We start from the raw sequence: 21,287 nt of genomic DNA, 5'->3' as shown, positions 1-21,287 counted from the left end.
AAATCGCTAGTTAAGTTTATGATAAAAAGCGGAGCATTTCCGCTTTTATCATATAATTTATTAACATCATGCACCAACACAGATAATTTTCACAAAGACTTTTCTTTTTGAGGAGACAAACAATTTTATAAAGATAAAACTAATAAACTATCATATAAAGAAGATGATGAAAATGCAAAGTTAGTAGCACCTTTAGTCAAAAATGAAAAAAACTCTTCAGTTATTTATCAAGTACTGGTTTATTCCTTTGCTGATGGAAACAACGATGGTATTGGAGATTTTATAGGTTTAAAAAACAATTTAGATTATTTTACTAATTTAGGTATTGATCAATTATATCTTTCCCCAATTCATCCAGCTAGTTCATATCACGGTTATGATGTGATCGATTATACAGATGTAGCAGCAGAATTAGGTGGAAAAGAAGCATTTTTAGATTTTCTAAAAGAAGCACATAAAAAAGGAATAAAAGTTTATTTAGATTTAGTGTTTAACCACACATCTTTTGAACACCCTTGATTTCAAAAGGCACTGGAAGGTGATTCAAAATACAAGAATTTTTATCGCTTTTATAGTACAAAAATACAAGATACTAATCAAGATAGTTCAGAGTTACGCTCTTTATTTCCTAATTTAAAAGATAAACACGCAACTAATAAATTTTATACTTCTAAATTTTGAGCAGGAATGCCTGATCTCAATTTAGATAATCCAGAAGTTATTGAAGAATTAAAACACATTCAATCTTATTGAACCAAAATAGGAGTAGATGGATTTAGATATGATGCTTTTGCTGAGTTTTTCTCTTCAATGGGAGAAACAAAAAATAACTATAATGAACAAAAAATCTTTAGTGAACTTAGAAAAAGTTCTCAAGAAGCTCTTCAATCCCAAAATCTTCATAAAGATATTTTTATGATGGGTGAGTGACTAGATGATGCTTTAAAAGCTACTGTATACTTTAATTATAATAATGAAAAAGCACTTGGAACCATTTATGATGGAAAACATTGAAAAGAAAATTGATTCGTTTCAATTAATAAAGATGATTTAAATAATCAATTAACTAAAATAGGATCGCACCAAGAACATCCTTGAGTACCTTTTTTAACTAATCATGATACTGATAGATGAATTAATTCATTTAGAGTAAATATGCCAAGACCTACCAAAGATCCAGAAACCTTTGATAGTCCTTTAAAGGCAAGTGAATTAAATACGCCACTATCACAAAGAGAAAAAGACGCAATAAGAAATGCTTACTTTTACCTTTTAATATTACCATCAACCCCTATTATTTACCATGGTGATGAGTTAATGATGCATGCAAATAAAACTTTTGGTGATCCTGGTATAAGAGAACCTTTTAAATGAAAAGATACATCTAAAAGAGTAGAATTCAAAGAAAAGAAAAGTCTAAATGACTATATTCATTTAAATTTTTCAAAAGATACCCCATATGTTGAAGATCAAGTTAAAGATAAAAATTCTATTTATTCAATAATTAAATTTTTATTAGACTTTAGAAGCAAGCACCCTTTTATGTACTCTCAAGATTTAGAGACAATCGGAGATGCTTCAAATTATCTTGAAAACACTTCAGACCAAACTATTATTAGACAAAGTAAAGATAAACAAGAAAAATATCTATTTATAAACACTGTTGGAATTAATGATAATATTAATTATAAACTTAAAGATGGTGTAGAAGTAGAAACCATTTATTCTTATAATTCCAAGGTAAATAATAAGCAAATTTCAATTGGAAATATGGGATTAATAATTTTAAAAATAAAATAATTGAAATTTCAAAAAATTAGATTATAATATTTTTAATTATGAAAAAACATTAGAACAAAATTAAACAAATTTTACAAAATTCATTTGTTCTAATTTTTTTAAACAAAAAAAGAGGGGAATATGAAAAAGAAAACATTATTAACATTATCAAGTTTAACCTTAGCAGGGGCATCATTAACTGGTTTAGTATCTTGTTCCAGAGAAACAAGATTTGATCAAACTAACGATGAAACAATTAAAATAGCTAACACATTTGGTTCTACAGGTGCACAAACTGAAGCATTACAAGCAATTGTAGAAAAATGAAACAACAAAGCAGAAGTTAAAGATACAAACAACAAAAATTATTTAAAATTAGAATTATTTGCTATCAATGGTGGATATAACGGATTAACATCAGACTTAGAACAAAAATTAACAGCAAAAGCAGCAAATAGTTTATATAATGTTGCATTCAACTATCCAGCAATAGTAGGTACTTTAGCTAAATACAATATGCAACTAGATTTAAATGGTTCTACACCAGAAGAAAAAGCAGTTAAATTAGCTGAAGCTGTTAGATCTACTTTCTCAGACAAATTTTTACAAAGCAATACTCAAATAGCAGGAATTAGTAAAAAAGGGGATAAAGATTCATTATGATTAATTCCAAGTAGTAGATCATCTCAAGTTATAACTATTAACAAAGAAGTTTTTGGTTACATCATTAGACAAGCAACAGCAGAAACTTTAGGGAATAAAAAAGCTACAATTAAAGCAGAAGATAAAGCGTTTTTCGATGAAATCACAAAATCCAACCATGATGAAACATTTGTTAAAACTGTTTGAAAAGACTATGTAGCATCAACTAAAGCTGAAGGTGGTTTAGGTGGATATGAGTTTAGAAAAGATGTATTTGAAAGTTATGATTCACTATTTGACTTAGTTTCAAGAATCAAAAAATCCTTCCCAAAAGCACCAGAAGGAGATATTAACAAAAGAGCAGAAAATGTTTTTGGAGTTGACTCAATTTCAAGTTTATTATACTTAATGGCATTTTCAGATGTTGATGGAGATTACTCTAAATTCTTATTTGGATTAAATGATAAACAGACTTCCGTTGATTATGTAAATGCATTGAAAAAAGGAACAGAAAGAAACGAACTTTTCAAGAAAAGTTTTGAAAAAATAGCAAAATTAATTAATGAAAAATCTCTATTTATAAAGGAAAATTCCGATTATTCGTCAAATCGTCTAAAAGGACATCAACTTGCTTTTGCAATTGCTTCAACAGCTGGATATAGACATAATTTTTCAAAAAATGGATATTCAGAATACATTTTAACAATCAATTCTGGTTCTAAGAAAATTGAAGATAAAGTAACAGCGGACTATGCAAATTACATTTATAAACCAACAGCAGAAGAAATTGCTAAAGGTGTAATTGCTAAATTATATAGTGCAAGTAAAACTGTAGATGCTAATACCAAATATGTTTATATTTATGATAAAAATGGAACAGGGGCTTCAGAATTTAATAAAGAAGGAAACAAAAACATTGAAGCAACACAAGAATGAAAAGATGCATTGCAAAAATTATCTAAGTTTTCAAATGCAGCTGCCGGAGAAAAATTAGGAATTTCTTCTACAAATTCTAGTTTTAAAGATTTAAAAGAAGAAATAGAACAAAAATATATTATTCCAGCCGGAAAATCAGGTGGTTACGATGCTTATTTAATTGATATTAAATGAGAAAAAACAGATCAATCAGACGGATTCCGTAAAGTTTCTCATGATTCCACAGAAACTCTTCAAGAAAATGAGTTAGGATATGTTTCTAATCCTTTCTATACAACTAAAACTGATAATGCTAAAAAAACAATTATTGCTCAAGGACCTTCTTTAATTGGTATTCACTCAAATAAAGTTGAAGATTTAGCAACTTTAAATTTCTTAAAATGATATATAACAGAAAAACAAGATTGAACAGTTGGTAAAGATGATAAAGCTAAAAACTACACAAACTTAACTCCACTTGAATTCTTTGGACAACACAGTGGATACATTGTGGCTTCTGAAGGAGTTTTAAGTAAAGAAGCACCAGCAGGTTATGATAAATTCAATAAAGAAGCATTTGGATTATTTAAAAAAGCAACAGAAGGTGCAGACAAAGATCAATATGCTATTTATGAAGACCCAACAGATTCAAGATCTTCAACTTTTAGAGATGGAATAGATACTTCATTCACTAATTACGCAGATAGAGCAGCAAATAATAAAGGTAAAGCTGAAACATTTGAAGAATACTTAGCAGCTCTTAAAAACCTATTAGGAGCATCATTTACTAAATAATGAAAAAAATTATAAAAGCAACCTCATTGGTTGTTTTTCCATATATAGCGATACCTTTTGTTGTTTCTTGTAATAATAACGAAGCTAAATATTTCAAAGAATCAACTGATTTACCTCCATTTGAAAAATTAAATGCAAAAATAGTTAAATGAAAAGATGGAGATACACCTGTTTTAGATTTTGGAGATAACCAAACAATAGAAGGACAACAATCTATTAGAGTTGCTGGAATTGATACACCTGAAAAAAATTTAGGTAAAGATCATAAAATAGATGATTTTGAAAAAAGTTGAGCTGAAAAAGCATCCAAATTTGGAGAAAATACTTTACCTCCTGGAACAGAAGTAACTTTTATTTATGGAAGTAAAGTTACTAGATCTTACGAAAGAGTAGTGGGTTGAATTTTTTATAAACAAAACAATATTTGAAAAGATTATTCTGTAGAAATAATCAGAGAAGGGTTAACCTTACCAAATTTAAAAAAAGCTTGAGATGTTAGTTTTAAGACAAATGTAGAATATTATGAAGGTATAAAAATGTGAAACGCTTTTTATGATGCTATGAAAAATCATAGAAATTTTTATCAAAATATTAATTCAGAAAGTGAACTTTATGAATTTGCACAAAAAGTTTATAAATCTAGAGGTGTTCCACAATATCAAGTATTTTTAAAATCTACAGAAGATAACGTTTTATCAAGACATAAAACAAATGTTGATAATGAAGAAAGTGAGAAAAATGCAAATCAAAAAAATTAATAAAGCTGAGATATATGAATTTATAAGGAAAATCAAAAAAACAGCTGATGAAAGATATAAAAATAAAGATGAGTTAAACGCTATTGAAATAAAAAATTTAGTAATTGACTATGGAGAAACTGTAGCAGTTGATAATGCAAATATACAGATAAAAAAGGGAGAATTGGTAACTTTACTCGGTCCTTCTGGTTGTGGTAAAACTACTACTTTAAATGCTATTGCTGGATTATTAACACCTACAAGCGGACAAATTTTATTTGAAGGTGTAGATATAACTAAAACTACTCCTCAAGACAGAAAAATTGGTTTAGTATTTCAAAATTATGCTTTATATCCACATTTAAATGTTTATGATAATATTTCTTTCCCTTTAACCAATGATAAAACTTGAAAAGTTAGAATGATTGAAAAATCTACCAAAGCACAGCATGAAGCAAATTTAATTATTTTAGAAAAAAATGGTGCAACTAAACAAGAAATTGATAATTTTAATAAATTGCTTTTTAACTTCTTTGATGTTTATAAAGAATTAAATTTAGAAATTAATAATTTAAATTCTAGTGTTTATAAAAAATTAAATGAACTTAATAGTAATTATGAATTAGCTTTAATCAAAAAACAAAATGAACAGAAAAAAGCAAATTTAGATACTATTGAAAAATTAAAAGACAAAAGCTTAGATGCAAAATTAACAAGATATGAACATTCTCTTAAAATTAAAGAAATAAAAACTAAATATTCAGATTTAAGAAAATCATTGAAAAATGAAATTGAAAAAGAAAAACAATTATTAAAACAAAATAGTGAATATTTGGAGTTAAAACAACTTAAAAGCATATATAAATCAGTAGTTCAAATAACCAAAAATGACTATTATTCCTATCAAAAAGAATTAATTAAAAAATATACTCTCGATATTTCTAAATTAAATGTAGATGAAACTAATAGATTTAAAGAATTACAAACTAAAAATATTTCTATTAAAAAAGCAATAGAAAATGCTGTTTTAAATGTTGCTGAAAAAGTAGAAATTACAAAAAATTTACATAAAAAACCAACTAAATTATCTGGAGGACAACAACAAAGAGTTGCCATTGCTAGGGGTATAGTAAGAGAACCAAAAATTATTTTAATGGATGAACCTTTATCTAACTTAGATGCTAAATTAAGAGTTCAAACAAGACAATGAATTAGAAAAATACAGTCTGAATTAGGATTAACAACTGTTTTTGTTACTCACGATCAAGAAGAAGCGATGTCAATTTCAGATAAAATAGTATGTATGTCTTTTGGAAAAATTCAGCAAATAGGAACTCCTATGGAACTTTATAATAAACCAAAAAATGAGTTTGTTGCTAAGTTTTTAGGAATACCTGAAATGACTATATTTGATGCAAATATAAAGGAAAATCACGTATTTTTAAATGATGTAGTATTAAAACACTTTGAAACTAATTTAGAAAATGTAAGAGTAGGAATTAGAGCAGAAGATATTCAAGAATCCTTAAACGGGAAACTTACAGGAAAAATAGTTTCCATTGAATATTTAGGAAAAGAGATTTTCGCTAAAATAGAAGTTGATAATGTTGCTACATTTAACATTTTCTTAAAATTGAAAAAAATGTATGAGATCAATGAAGAAGTTAAATTCAACATTCCTGCAAATAAAATTCATTTATTCGATTCAATAACTAAAGAAAGAATTGATATCTAATGAGAAAAATTTATTCATTTCTTTTGCAAAGAAAACAAAAACAAACTAAAAAAGATTTAGGGATTTTAGATAAAAAAGTTGCTTATTGAAAACCTTTTTTACTTTTATTACCTTCTCTATTCATCATAGTTTTATTCACAATTTTCCCTTTTATTTTTTCAATTGGTTCATCAATTAGTTATCAATCAGATCCAAACGATGCTCAACAAATTGAATATGGATTTAATGCCTTTGTAGATGTACTAAATGATAATAACTTTAAAATTGGTGTAAGAAATTCCTTAATTTATTCCATTTTATCTTTACCAATAACTTTAGTTATTTCGATACTAATTTCTAGTGTAATTTCTTCACTTGTTCAAAAATGAGCTAGAGGATTTTGACAAACAATTTTCTTTTTACCTTATATAACAAGTGCAATTGCCATTTCCATAACTTTTGCCTATATATTTGATACACAAATAGGTATAGTTAACAAAATTTTTGGAATCGAAACTAGATGACTAAATTCCGGACATTATCAGTCATATAATGCTATTTTTGTGATTTTAGTATATGGAATATGAAAAAATTTAGCTTTTCAAATTTTAATTATTACAACTGCAATGCTCGGAGTAGATAGAACTCTTTACAAAGCAGCAGCTATTGATGGTGCTTCCAAAACTAAACAATTTTTCAAAATTACCTTACCATCAATAACAAAAACTTTAAATTTCTTAATTACAATAGGAATTATAGGTGGAATAAAAGTGTTCCCTATTGCTATATTTAATAATGATTTAAATGCAGCAAAAACTAATGGTGGTTCCACCATAATTCTCTTTATCTATGATATGGTAAAACAAGGACATTATGATTTAGCTGGAGCAGCTACAATTATTCTCTTTCTTCTTGGTTTAGCTTTATCAACTTTCTTAAAACAAGGGATAAAAATAATTTTATTAACAATAAATAAGTTAGGAGAAAGACATGTTCTGAATGCTGTTAAAGTTACAAAACTGAATCTCAAATAAGATTTCACAAAGAAAAATAGAAAAAATTTCTTCTGAAGTTAGAAATGTTTCTTTATGAAAATCCATTTTATCCTTGTCAGTTAAATTATTAATCTTACTGGTTTTTGGTGTAATAATTATTTTTCCTTTTTATTTTATGCTTGTTTTTGCTCTGGCACCAGATGATCAAGCAAACGAAAGAGTTAATGAAATTGTTTTATTTCCAGAAAAATTTCAATGAGATAATTTTTCAAGAGCTTTAAATGATGGTTATTGAGAAGCTTTGGGTTGAAGTCTTTTAGTAACTTTTGTATCAGTTATTGTAAAACTCTTCTTTTCTGCTACATTTGGATATGCTTTTTCATTAAAAAAATGAAAATTTAAAAAACTATCTTGATTGTTTTTTCTCTCAATACTAATTTTGCCAGAAGTTGCCCTTTTTATTGGACAATATAAAACGATAATAACACTAAAATGAGAAACAAATGCTTTTTGATTATCTATATCTTTAATTATGCCATATGCTGCTTCTGTATTTTCTGGTTTTATGTTCAGAAATGCTTTTGAAGATATTCCTGATAGAATAAAAGAAGCTGCAATGGTAGATGGATGTACAGGAATTAATTTCTTTTTCAAAGTTGCAATTCCAATGGTGACACCAACCATATGAACAGTTGGTATTTTAACTGCATTTGCTGCTTGAAATTCACTATTATGACCTTTATTAATTTTAGGAAAAGATTCACCAGTACAATTAATTAATATTTATCTATTAGATGTTGGGGTGAATCCAGATCCAGATGATCCAATAAAATTATTTAAAAATGTAAAACTTGCAGGTGCAATTTTGGCTATTCTTCCAATGTTCATAACTTACTTCTTATTTAGAAGAAAAATTCTTAACGCAATATCTAGACAAGGTTCAACAATTAAAGGATAATTAATTATGACAAAAGAAAAAGTAAAAAAAGTTAAAAAAAGAGTATCAGTTTCTACAAAATGAGTTTTAATCTCTTTAACCGTTGCATTAGGAATAGTTTTTACAGTTTTCTCTGCTTGAGGATTTTTTAAAGTTTTTATAGAATTGCTAAGTGGTAATTTTATATAAATATATAAACTAACATTAGATATATTCAACATATATATAAGTAATTTATTTACATATAACATAATTTGTATTATAATTAAATTAATATGAAAGAAAAATTTGAAAAAGAAAAATCTAAAACTAAAAAAAGCGAATTAATAGAATATTTATTATATTTAATTAAAAATAGAGTTTTAGAACCAAATGAATTGATGCCTTCAGAGCACTTTTTAATGGAAAAATTTGGTGTATCTAGAATAACAGCAATTAATGCTTATCAACAACTAGAAGGAATAGGTGCTATTTATACAAGAAGCAAATTAGGAAGATATGTAGCTGAAAATTTTAGTGGTCTTGCTAAAGCTTATTCATCTTTAATTAAATACGAATATTCCACAACACAAAAAATAGAAAGAATTGAAGGCGATGAACCACAATGATTCTATCGTCAAAATATAATTTTCTTACTTGGATTCAATGCTTTTAGAAAACAATATTTTAACAAAAACAAAGAAGAAATAATGGTTGCAGAACATTATGTATCAAGAAGATATGAACTTCCAGAAAAAATGGATCAACAATTTTCAATACTAGAACACTTAGTAAAAACACCTTTAGCAATTACTAAAATGGCTTATAAATTAAAATATGAAAAAGTTGATAAATGAGGTTTTGAATATCTTGTTGTTATCTATGCATGGGGATATGATGAAGCCGGTATTTCAGTAGCATCGCGTTATGTAGTTCATCCAGAATACTTCACATTCTTCCATACTGAAAAAAATCTTAAATAAAGGAAAAACATATAAAAAATATGTTTTTTTCTTTTGTTTTAAAACGATTTTTGTAGTATCATTTAATAAAGAAATGAGTGTAAGAAGAGGCGGAGATGAAAATAAAAAATAAAAAGAAAAAATCATTATTAATATTATTATTAATTTTAGTGCCTGGTTTTATTGCTACAGCTGCAACTCTTCCTTTTGCTTTTTTTAAAAAACAAAAGGAACAAATAGAAAAAAACCCTATTATTGGAGATCAAAAAGCATCAATTAACAAGGTAAATAAAATAGAATTTGCAAACATTACTGAAAATTCAGTAAGTGTTTCTTTACAACCTGAAAATAAATTTGAAATTTCACCAAGTTCCAAAATTACTTTAGAATTAAGTAATGGTACAAAAGCAGTTGCTGAAAAGTGAAAATTTAATGATAAAAACATTGTTTTAGAAATAAATAAACTAAAAGAAAATACTAATTATACTATTTATGGAATAGAAGTAGACAACAAACCTTTACAAATAAATAGTTTAGCTAAAAAAACTTTTAAAACAAATAAACAATTTTTTGCCCAAAATACAGAGATTATAAATATTAAAGAAACAGAAGCAACTTTAAATTTTGATTTTGAAGAAAACATAAATCATTTTAATTCTTTATCCATTGAATTTTTAAATGGAAAAGCTCAAAATTTTTCTAATGTTCATATAAATAACCATAAAGTTGATTTGAAACTTGAAAGTTTAATTGCTTCTACTGATTATACAATAACTAAAATAATGTATAATCAACATAACATATTGAAAAAAAATATTAAATTCACAACTTTAGAAAAACAAAAAGTAATTTTAAGAGACTTTAAAGTTCTAGAAAATAAAGAAAATTCAGTCAAATTAGAAATATCTATTGATAATTCAAATTTAATTTCCAATGATCAAGAGATATTTATTAATTTAAGAAGTAAAAATGGAAACGAAGAAAAAAGAATCAATAATTTTTCCGTGTTTGAAAATAAAATCACTTTTGTTATAGATGATTTACAAAGCGACACAAGTTATACAATAGATACTATAAAAAATAATCAAGATTTTTGAAATCTAAATAATAGTGATTTTAATTTTAAAACTTTAGAAAAAAATTATTTTGTTTCCAATATAAAAGTTAAAGATATTGAAACCAATAGTGCAAGATTAGTTTTAGATTTAAATGAAAACATAGAGCTACAAAAAGTTGAAATAAAATTAGATAAAAAAATAGAACCTTTTGTTTTTACTTTTTCCAACACAAACAAAAATATAGAGTTACTTTTAAATGATTTAATGGATAATCAAAACTATTTCATAGAATATATAAAAATCAATGATAAAAATATTCAATTTCCTATTTTTAATTTTAAAACACAACTTTCAGCACCTATTATAAATAATATTTCTTTAGTTGAAAAGGATACAAATACAGCAACCTTAGATTTTATTTTCAGTAATAAAGAATATTTTTCTACTTCAAAAATTATCACAATAACTTTAGAATTTAAAGAAGGGGAAGAAATAAAAGAAAAAGAATTTAATTTTACCATCAATAATAATGAAAATTCTTTATCAGAACATTTTAATTTTTATAATTTATTACCTTCTACTATTTATAAAGTTAAAAAAGTTGAAGTTGAAGGGAATGTTTTAAAAAGTAAAGTTTCTAATTTTTCTTTTAGAACATCTGATATCGTTATTGAACATGAAAAAAATATTACTTTGTCTGAAATTAGTTCAACAACAAATTCAGCCGTTATTCAATTAAGTAACTTATCAGATAATTTAGATAATAATGATATTGAAAATATAAAAATTAAATTAGTTAATGAAGAAGATTATAAAAATGTTGAATTTACAAAAGAAGATAATGTAATACAAATTCATTTAAGTAATTTAAATGAAAATTCGACTTATCAAATAGAAAATTTAAAAATAAATGATGTAGTTTATAATCCAACTAACGTTTTTTCTTTTAAAACAAAAGAGGAAGAAGTAAAAAATACTAACATACAAATTTTATCTTTAAATACACACTTTGCACAACTTCAATTATCATTTAACAAAGGAAATGCCTTTATAGACGGAGATTTATTAGTAATAGAAACAAGAGATGAACAAGGACAATTTCAACAATTTTCACAAGAATGAAGAGCTTCAAATAGTTCTATTATATTAAACAACTTAAAAAGCAACACTAGCTATTACATAAATAAAATTTACAAAAATAACAAAGAGATATTTATCGAAAGTACAAATAGAAATTTTCATACTTCAGCTTTAAGAATGGAGAATTTTGAAGTTATTAATACAACAGAAAATAGTGCTAAAATAAAAGTTTCTTTAAATAACATTAGTCTTTTTGATAAAGGAAATAGAATAAAATTAATTTTATCCAACTCAGGACAGCAAGAAGAAAAAGAAGCAAAAAACTATGAAGTAAATGGAAATGATATTTATTTCACAATTGATAATTTAAACAAAAATACAACTTATAACGTTGTTAATTTTAAATATGATGAAGAAACGGTGGTTTTAGATCATAGTTTTCCAACAATTCAAACAAAAAACAGTTTGCAAATTGAAAATATTTCATATAAAGACATAAGTCAAAAATCTGCAACTGTAATTTTAACTTTTACAAATGTAATAGATAAAAACGTTAATAAACATTTAAATATAACACTTGATAATAATGAGAGATATTTTCAAACTTCTTTTATATTGAATGATTCTAATCAATTAGAAATTAGTTTTGATAATTTACAACCTAATAGAAATTATTCTATTAATTCAATAATGATTGATAATGAAGAGATTAATATTAGTAATTTAAATACTCAATTTAAAACTCTAAAAAATCCAAAAATACGGGATTTTACTGTAAATTCTATAACTTCTGATTCAGTGGATTTAACTTTAAATTTCGAAAATTTAATTTACAATTCCAATTCTATATTCAATATAAAATTCTCAAACTTAGAATCAATTTCAATTTTATCTTCTAAAATTTTAAATAATAGTTTAAATTTACACTTAAATAATTTACATTCAAACTCTTTATATACTTTAGAACAAATAACACTAGATAATAATAATGTAGAAAAAGAAAGAGATTTTTCATTCAAAACTCTTGCTAATTTAAATTTAAGTAATAAGACAATAACTAACATTACTCATAATTCTGCTCTTTTAGTATTAACTTTTGAAAATATAAATGATGTAGATTCTAGACAACCTATAATTGTAGAATTAAATAATGGCGATTCATACACTTTTAATGATTATCAAAAGGAAAATGATAGTATTTCATTAAGTTTAGAGAGTTTATCAGCAAACACTGCTTATAAAATATTATCAATAAGACATAATAACCAAAATTTAATTACTAATGAGCAAATTGATTTTAGAACATTATTAATTCCGAGTTCTCTTTCTTATGTAACCCAAAATTCAAGTACTTATAATTCCATAGACTTTACTTTAAATTTTAGAAATCCAGAGTGAATAGAAACAAATAAACCAATAACCATAGTTTTAGAGAGAAATGACACAAAAGAAGAAATTTCTAAAACTTTTAATCCTTTTAATTTAGCAAACAAAGCCTCTAAATTTACATTTAATAATTTAGAAAGTAATACAATTTATAAAATAAAAAGCATAATGCATAAAAATACAGAACTTTTAACTACAACAAATTCTTTTATGCTTCAAACAATCAAAAATATTAATTTAGAAAATGTAATTATTCACTCTGTAACAACAAATTCTGCAGTTTTAAATTTAACTTTTAACTCATTAAAAGACATAGATAATAAAGTTCCTATTGCTGTTGAATTTTCAAATGGTACAACTTTGGAATTCACAAACTATGAAAAACAAGGAAATCTTATTTCGCTTCATTTAAATAATTTAGTTCCTTATACAAATTATTCTGTTTTTGCCATAAAATACAATAGAAAAAACATTTTAAATAACTTAAGTGTAAATTCTTTTAGAACAGAACAAACCGCTTCTTCTGTAGTTAATGTTACAGAAGAAAACAAAAGTTATAACTCTTTAAACTTAGCATTTGAGTTTTCAAACAAAGAATGAATGAATTTAAGTTCTCCAATAAGATTTGAATTAAAAAATTTATCTAATAATAAAGTGGTAAGACAAGAATTTGCCCATTTTAATATTGAAAATAATTTAGCTAAATTTAGTTTTCAAAATTTAGAAAGCAATTCAAATTATCAAATAACAAAAGTTGAACATAAGCAACAAAATATTTTAAATAGTAATTCACACTATGTTTTTGCAACTACAAAACACATTCATTTACTAACTAAGTCAGTTGATAATGTTACAACAGATGCTGCAACTTTAAATTTAACATTTGAGAATAATAAAGATTTAAATAATTTGGAACCTATAACTGTAGTATTATCTAATGGCACAAGCAAAAATTTTACTCATTATGTTTTAAATAATAATGAAGTTTCTTTTCAATTAGATAATTTATTTGCATTTACAGATTATCAAATAACATCTATTAATTATGGAAATATTCGTTTATTAAATAATTATGAAACAATCAATTTTAAAACAAAACAAAGAATTTCTTCTTTATTAGGTATCAATAATTTATTAACTAGTTATAATAGTTTAAAATTAAACTTTACTTTTTCAAATAAAGAATGAATAGATGTTCACCAACCTTTTGTAATAGAGTTACAAAATACTTCAAACAATCAAATCATAAGTAAAACTTTTAATGCATTTAGTGTTGAAAATAACCAAATTCCCTTTGTTTTTGACAATTTAATTAGCAATACAACATATAAAGTTAAAAATGTAAAACACCAAGAAATTAATCTTTTACCAGAAAACTCTTCTTATTATTTTACAACTAATAAAGATGTTAAAATAATAAGCACTTCAATAGATAACATTACTTTAAATTCAGCAAATTTACATTTAAATTTTAGAACTATTAAAGACATTAATACGCATAATTCCTTTATAATCGAATTTCAAGGCGGGGAAACTAAAACAATTTCTAATTATTCTATAAACAACAATATAGTAACAATAAATTTAAGTAATTTAGTTGAATCACAAAATTATTCTATAACTCAAATTAAACATGAAAATAAAAATTTAATTGAAAACTCAATTAATTTTAGAACAGATGATTTTGTATCAATTAATAATTATTCAGTGGCTAATGTTAATGAACATTCAGCAAGTATAAATGTTGTATTTAATAATCCTAAATATTTAAATTCAAACGAAAATATAACTTTAGAGTTTTCTAACGGATTAGTGAAAACTTTTGCACACAATTTAATATCTAACAACTCTTTATCACAAATCATTTCAGGATTAAATCAAAATACAACTTACACACTTAAAAATATAAAATTAGGTAATAGAATTTTAAATCATTCTGGAGTTTATACAAGTTTTACTACAACAAAAAGCGTTACAGTAGTTAGCGGATTAAACTTTAGTAATATAACTCATAATTCAGCAAACTTAAACATAAATTTATCTAATACTGATTGACTAGAACCGAATCAAAATTTAGTTATTTATTTAATTAAAAATAATACTAATACAGAAATTCGTAAAGAAGTATCTTTAAGTTCTAATAATAGTAATATAACACTAAATTTAAATAATTTAGATAGCAATTCTACTTATAGAATAAGCAGAATTAATCACAAGAATATTGATCTTCAAATAAACACTAATACACGGGAATTTAGCACTAAAAAGGATATTTTATTAAAAACAATGCAAAACAGTGATGTTCAAATTACTTCTGCTAAATTAACTTTAAAATTAAGATCTACAAAAGATATTTCAACTAGCGATAGATTAACTGTTGTATTAAATAATCGCGAGAAAAATATCGATAACTTTACAATAGTTGATAGTACAACAATTGATTTAATGCTAAATAATTTAGATTTTAATACACACTATACAGTAAATAATATTAAATATAACAATCAGTCAATGGAAAAAGATTCATCTTTTAGTTTTATTTCTTTCACAACTAAAGACAATCCACAAAGAATTAAAGTTTCAAATATTTCTACAGAACATATTACAACTTCAAGCACTAATATGATAATTTCTTTTGAAAATGCTTCTCAATTTGACAAAACAAAAGAATTGGTTTTAAATTTTAATAACAACTATTCCAAAAGATTTACAAATATCGTTTTACTTAACAATAATATAAGTTTAAGTCTTGACAACTTACACGATAATACAGAATATGTCTTACAAAACATTGTTTATGATGGCAGAAGTTTGGAAATCAAACCAGAAGTAGTTAAAAACTTTAGAACAGAAGCTAGAAAATTAGAAATTGCATCAATTCAAGTTAAAAATCTTGAATCTGATTATGGAGTTAGTGCAGATTTTGTTTTAAGATTTAAAAATCAAGATTTATTTACAGGAAAAAAAGAACTCAAAATCAAAATTCAAGATGTTAATGAGGCTAGAAGAACGGTTTATGCTAAATCTAAAGATATAGCTCTTGATTATGATAATAAAATAATTCTTTCAACTAATTCTTTATATAATAATAGAATTTTTAGAATAACCGATGTTTTATTTGATAATGTATCAATTAAGTTTCCAAATGTAGATGATTTTAAACCATTTAAACGGGCAAAACCTTTAATTTCAGATGGTACACCGCCTGAACCAGATGATCCAGAACCAACAACTGAAGAACCTTCAAACAATCAACCATCAACACCAAATCCTGAACCAACTCCTGCTCCAAAACCAAAACCAAACTATAACTATGATCAACCACATAATCAAAGTGAGCACACTAGATACTATAGTGGAACAAGTTTAAACAATTTAGATTGAATGAAATCCTTAGATGATTCTGCGAGAATTTCAGATTTAAGTATTCCAGGAACTCATGATAGTGCGATGTTTTCAGGAACAGGTTTCTATTACTTTTTTGGTAAGGATTATGCAAAAACACAAGCTAATGACTATGATACACAACTAAAACAAGGAATTAGATTTTTTGACTTAAGAATAGATGAGAATATGAATTTAAGACATGGTGTAACTTATGCTACAACCAACTTAAGTAATGCTCTAAGAGATTTTGCTTATTTCTTACAAAGACATCCAAGTGAATTCTTATTATTAAGAATAAAAAGTGAAGATTATAAACCAGGTCAAAGTCCACAATTTAGACAACAATATAGACAAAAATTTGAAAATGCTCTTTTAAAACATTATGATTATTTATATCAAAGAGAATCATATAAAGGAACTTTATGACCAACAGTTGCTGATTTAAGAGGAAAAATGATGATATTCAATGATCTAGATCCTGAAATTACAACAGATACTTCTTGAGGTCCAAAATACAACTCAGGTGGGCAAGCAGCAAAACCTTATATTTTTTATACACAAGATAACTTTGAAGCTACGCCAAATGACAAATATGACGCTATCAAAGGACAATATGACATTAGTACCAAGTATAAAGGTAAAGGAGTATTATTTTTAAACTTCACATCACACACTAATTTACCTACCACAATTTTTAGATTAGCTGAACAGGCTAATCCAAAAGTTTTAAATCTTCTAAAAACCTATGAAAAAGATCATAGATTTATCTCTGGAATCACAATTATGGATTTCCCAGGAGATGCACTTGTGCAACAAGTTATTAAAATGAATAGAGTTAAGTAACTGACAACTATGTCGGTTATTTTTTTTAATTTTAATCAAAAAACAGAAATTATATATATAATTTTTATATGAAAATAAAAAAATTAATTATACCAGCTGCTGGGTGAGGAACTAGATTTTTACCTTTTACTAAAACGGTTCATAAAGAGTTATTACCGGTTTTAAATAGACCAACTATTGATTATTTAGTAGAAGAAGCTATTGAATCCGGAATAGAAGAAATTTGAATTATTATTTCACCTAGAAAAGAATGGATGATGGATTATTTTAGAGTTAATTATGATTTAGAAGAAGAATTAGTGGAAAAAAATAAAACTGATTTATTAAATGATTTGCAAAGAACTAATTTTATTAAAAAGCCTAATATTAAAATTAAACAAATACACCAAGATGAACAACTAGGATTAGGTCATGCTATTTGAGTTGCTGCTAAAAAAATTAAGAATGAACCATTTGCTGTTATTTTAGGTGATGATTTAATTTATAGCAGTAAAAAACCAGCAATTAAGCAACTTATGGAACAATATGAAAAATATAAATGTTCTATTTTAGGAGTATCTGCTGTAGAATGAAATGAAGTACATAAATATGGTATTGTAGTTCCTAAACATATTAATCAAGGACACGGAAAAGTTTTTGAAATAATGGATGCGATAGAAAAACCTAAGCGTTCAGAAGCACCAAGCAACAAGGCAATCATTGGAAGATATGTTTTTACACCAGAAATTATGCCAATATTAAAAAACTTAGAACCTGGTTTTGGTGGTGAAATTCAGCTAGTAGATGCTTTTCCAAAATTAATGGAAACTCAAAAAATTTATGCTTGTGAGCTTGATGGAATTAGATATGATTTAGGTTCAGTAGAAGGTTTTGTTAAAGCTAATATTGATTATGCATTAAGAGAAAATAGTTTAAAAAATAGCATAAAATCCTTTATAAAAGAAAAAGAAGAGATAAAATAATATGAAAACTTTTTTATTAATTGGTGGTGCGGGTTACATTGGGTCAGTGTTTGCTTATTACCTTTTAGATAACAACTATAAAGTTATAATTATTGATAATTTAAGTTCTGGAAATAAAGAATTTTTAGATCAAAATATGATTTTTTATAATATTGATCATAACAATATTGATGAAATGGAAAAAGTTTTTGTCAATCATCAAATTGATACAGTAGTTATGTTTTCTGCTTTTATAAAAGTTGGAGAATCAGTTACTAAACCACTTGATTATTATAGAAATAATATAAATGGTATTATTAATGTTTTAACTTTAATGGATAAATTTTCTATAAATAAATTGTTATTTTCATCTACTGCTGCTGTTTATGGAAAGGGCAAAGGATTACCTTTCAAAGAAAATAATGCAAAGAAACCTATAAATCCCTATGGTAACTCTAAAGTTTTTTGTGAACAAATTATTAAAGACTACGCTAAAACCAATGAAAAATTTAAATATGGAATTTTAAGATATTTTAATGTTGCTGGATCAGATTCTCAAATAAGAGCAGGTCTTTTTTCTAAAACCAATAACTATTCTTTATTAATACCTGTTATTGCAAATAAAGTTTTAAAAGAAGAAGAATTTGAAATTTTTGGTAATGATTATAATACACCTGATGGTACATGTATAAGAGATTACATCCATGTAAAAGATTTAGCAGAAGCACACTTATTATTAGATAAATATTTAGATAAACATAAAAGTGAAATTTTTAATGTAGGAAGTAATAAAGGTTATTCTAATAAAGAAGTAGTAGATATGTTTTCTAAGATTTTAAATAGAAAAATTAATTTTAAATTTGGAGCAAGAAGAGAAGGAGATCCTGATTTTCTAGTTTCAGATTCAAATAAAATTCAGCAAAAATTAAGATTTAAATTAAAATATAGTTTAGAAGATATGATTAACCACGAAATTCAATGAAGAAAAAAATTAAAAAATCTCAAATAAAAGTATAAAAAATTAACTTTTTACAAAGTTAATTTTTATTTCATTTGTATGTGTTAAAATTGTAATACTATTATTTAATAAAAATTAATTAAAAATAAATGGAGAACAAATGAAAAATAAATTATCTATTTTGATTCCTTGTTTTAATAAGAATAAGTATTATAAAAGAGTTTTTAAATGCTTGATTAAACAAACAGATAAGAGATTTGATTTAGTTTTTTTAAACGATTCATCAACAGACAACACTTTAGAAGTTTTAAATGAATTTAAAAATAAACATGATGATTTATTTAATATTAAAATAATAAATTTAGAAAAAAATGGCGGATTAGCAAATGCTAGAAACATTTTAATAAACAATTGTGATACAGAATATTTTTTATTTTTAGATCCAGATGATCTTATTACAAAAAATGCCATTTTTGAATTTAATAAACCCATCTATTCAAGTCATAAATATGATATTATTACTGCTCATTTTTCATTAATTTTTAAAAATATTCCCATTTTAAATTTAGCAAAAACAAAAATTTTAACAAAACCTAAATACAAAAATAACATTGAATATACACAAGATCAACTTGCTTTTATTTGAAACAAAGCTATAAATAGAGATTGATTTTTAAATTTAGACATTTCCTTTTTAGTTGGTTATAATTATGAAGATTTTCCTATTTCTTTCATTTCGTTATTATCGACAATAAATAGTTATCACATTAATAAAAAAACATATAAATATGATTTAAATTTACAAGGTTTATCTAAAAAACATAATATTAAAAAAATAGTTAGTATAACTAAAAATTTAGATTTTTTATATAGCGAACTTAAAAAAAGAAACATTTTTAATGTATATAAAGAAAATATTGAAAAATATTTTATAAGAAAAGTATTCACTCATATTTTTTGAGCTCACCATAATTTAAATAAAGAAAACGAGTTTCAGATAGTTTTAATTGATTTTTATAATATTTTAGAAAAATATCAAATTGATGAACGAATAATTAAATATAAAACTAAATTTTTTTCTCTTTTTAATATTGCTTTTTCTAATTATGAAAAATTAAGATATAAAAAATACAATTTAGAAAATTTACAGAAAGATTTTAATGGAAACAAAGAATAAAATAACTATTTTGATACCGATTTTTAATGGAGAGAAAACTTGTAAAAATTTGTTGTTATCAATAACTAAGCAAACAGATGCAAGATTTAATGTATTGTTTTTAAATAATGGTTCTACAGATAATACTAAAACAGTTCTACATAAATTTAAAGATGAAAATAAAAATAATATTGATATAAAAATTATTGATTTTGTTCAACACTCAGAAAGTTCTCACATAAAAAATTACTTAATTGATAATTGTGAAACTGAATTTTTTATTTTTTTAAATTTTACAGATGAACTTGAACCTAATGCTATTTTAGAATTTAATAAAGTATTGTATTCAGCAGAGAAAAAATACAATATAATCCTTTCTGATTTTTCATTTAGTAATAAAAATAATTTACTTATGAATATATTTAAAAAAAGAATTTTTATAAAGGAAAAATACAGAAAAAAAATAAATTTTGAAATAGAGAAATTTACTTTTATTTGAAACAAATTAATTAATAAAGAATGATATAAAAGTTTATATTTACCTTTTTATTTAGGTTATACTTATGAAGAATTTTCTCTTGCTTTGGTTTTATTTTTATTAACTGATAATATTTATTATATTCATAAAAAATTATATAAATATGATTGAAATTCAAATTCAGATTTTAAAAGTCATACTACTGATAAAATAATAGGAATAGCAAAAAATTTAGATTACTTATATTTACAATTAAAAATAAGAAACAAATATGAGTTATTTGAAAAAACATTTGAAGAAACAGTTTTATGTTCAATTTTTATACATATTTTTTATAATAAAAATAAGCAAAATATAGACAAAAAATTTCAAGATGCTTTAAAAGAGTTTTATAAGTTTATTGATAAGTATGATTTAGAAATAAAACTTTCTAAATATAGAAAAGATTTTACATTTAAATTTAATAATTCATTAAGAAGTTATGATAAATTTAGACATATTAAAAGAGATTTTTAATAATTAAAATCCAATGCTTTGATGCACTG

At 24.3% G+C, this 21,287-nt stretch carries 13 protein-coding genes; all 13 read left to right on the top strand.

From position 1 onward, the window contains the following. On the top strand, window positions 1-1,800 hold a 1,800-nt coding region (locus ACXX85_RS01280), incomplete at its 5' end, for an alpha-amylase family glycosyl hydrolase (protein ID WP_458560414.1). A gap of 120 nt (window positions 1,801-1,920) precedes the next feature. Further along, window positions 1,921-4,131: a P68 family surface lipoprotein gene (locus tag ACXX85_RS01275; RefSeq protein WP_458560413.1), complete on the top strand. Its 2,211-nt coding sequence runs from the start codon at window positions 1,921-1,923 to the stop codon at window positions 4,129-4,131. Next, on the top strand, window positions 4,131-4,889 hold the full coding sequence (locus tag ACXX85_RS01270; RefSeq protein ID WP_458560412.1) for a thermonuclease family protein: 759 nt from the start codon (window positions 4,131-4,133) through the stop codon (window positions 4,887-4,889). The genes ACXX85_RS01275 and ACXX85_RS01270 overlap by 1 nt, the downstream gene beginning before the upstream one ends. Then, window positions 4,870-6,603 carry an ATP-binding cassette domain-containing protein gene (locus tag ACXX85_RS01265; protein WP_458560411.1) on the top strand — a complete coding sequence of 578 codons (1,734 nt, stop codon included), beginning with the start codon at window positions 4,870-4,872 and terminating at the stop codon, window positions 6,601-6,603. The genes ACXX85_RS01270 and ACXX85_RS01265 overlap by 20 nt, the downstream gene beginning before the upstream one ends. Then, entirely contained in the window at window positions 6,603-7,616 is a 1,014-nt protein-coding gene (locus ACXX85_RS01260) for a carbohydrate ABC transporter permease (RefSeq protein ID WP_436358786.1), read from the top strand. The genes ACXX85_RS01265 and ACXX85_RS01260 overlap by 1 nt, the downstream gene beginning before the upstream one ends. Further along, a complete protein-coding gene (locus ACXX85_RS01255; RefSeq protein ID WP_458559289.1) occupies window positions 7,582-8,535 on the top strand; it encodes a carbohydrate ABC transporter permease in 954 nt (317 codons plus the stop codon). Before ACXX85_RS01260 ends, ACXX85_RS01255 begins: the two co-directional genes overlap by 35 nt. 6 nt (window positions 8,536-8,541) lie before the next feature. Continuing rightward, complete coding sequence (locus ACXX85_RS01250) at window positions 8,542-8,703, top strand: hypothetical protein (protein ID WP_436358788.1); 162 nt, start codon at window positions 8,542-8,544, stop codon at window positions 8,701-8,703. Window positions 8,704-8,789: 86 nt separating this feature from the next. Next, window positions 8,790-9,476 (top strand): winged helix-turn-helix domain-containing protein, encoded by a 687-nt coding sequence (locus ACXX85_RS01245; protein WP_436358789.1) that lies wholly within the window; start codon window positions 8,790-8,792, stop codon window positions 9,474-9,476. A gap of 95 nt (window positions 9,477-9,571) precedes the next feature. Beyond that, window positions 9,572-17,209, top strand: coding sequence for a hypothetical protein (locus ACXX85_RS01240; protein ID WP_458560410.1), 7,638 nt, complete (start codon window positions 9,572-9,574; stop codon window positions 17,207-17,209). 68 nt (window positions 17,210-17,277) lie between these two features. After that, window positions 17,278-18,171 carry a UTP--glucose-1-phosphate uridylyltransferase gene (locus ACXX85_RS01235; RefSeq protein WP_458557507.1) on the top strand — a complete coding sequence of 298 codons (894 nt, stop codon included), beginning with the start codon at window positions 17,278-17,280 and terminating at the stop codon, window positions 18,169-18,171. Between the two features lies 1 nt (window position 18,172). Continuing rightward, a complete protein-coding gene (gene galE / locus ACXX85_RS01230) occupies window positions 18,173-19,159 on the top strand; it encodes a UDP-glucose 4-epimerase GalE (RefSeq protein WP_458560409.1) in 987 nt (328 codons plus the stop codon). 109 nt (window positions 19,160-19,268) lie between these two features. Further along, window positions 19,269-20,285, top strand: coding sequence for a glycosyltransferase family 2 protein (locus tag ACXX85_RS01225; protein WP_458559285.1), 1,017 nt, complete (start codon window positions 19,269-19,271; stop codon window positions 20,283-20,285). Next, a complete protein-coding gene (locus ACXX85_RS01220) occupies window positions 20,269-21,258 on the top strand; it encodes a glycosyltransferase family 2 protein (RefSeq protein WP_436358794.1) in 990 nt (329 codons plus the stop codon). The genes ACXX85_RS01225 and ACXX85_RS01220 overlap by 17 nt, the downstream gene beginning before the upstream one ends. Window positions 21,259-21,287: the final 29 nt, after the last annotated feature.

This window comes from Mycoplasma sp. Z386, assembly GCF_054343375.1.
Note: the sequence above shows the minus strand (reverse complement) of the source record. Positions and strands in the feature narration are given on the sequence as shown.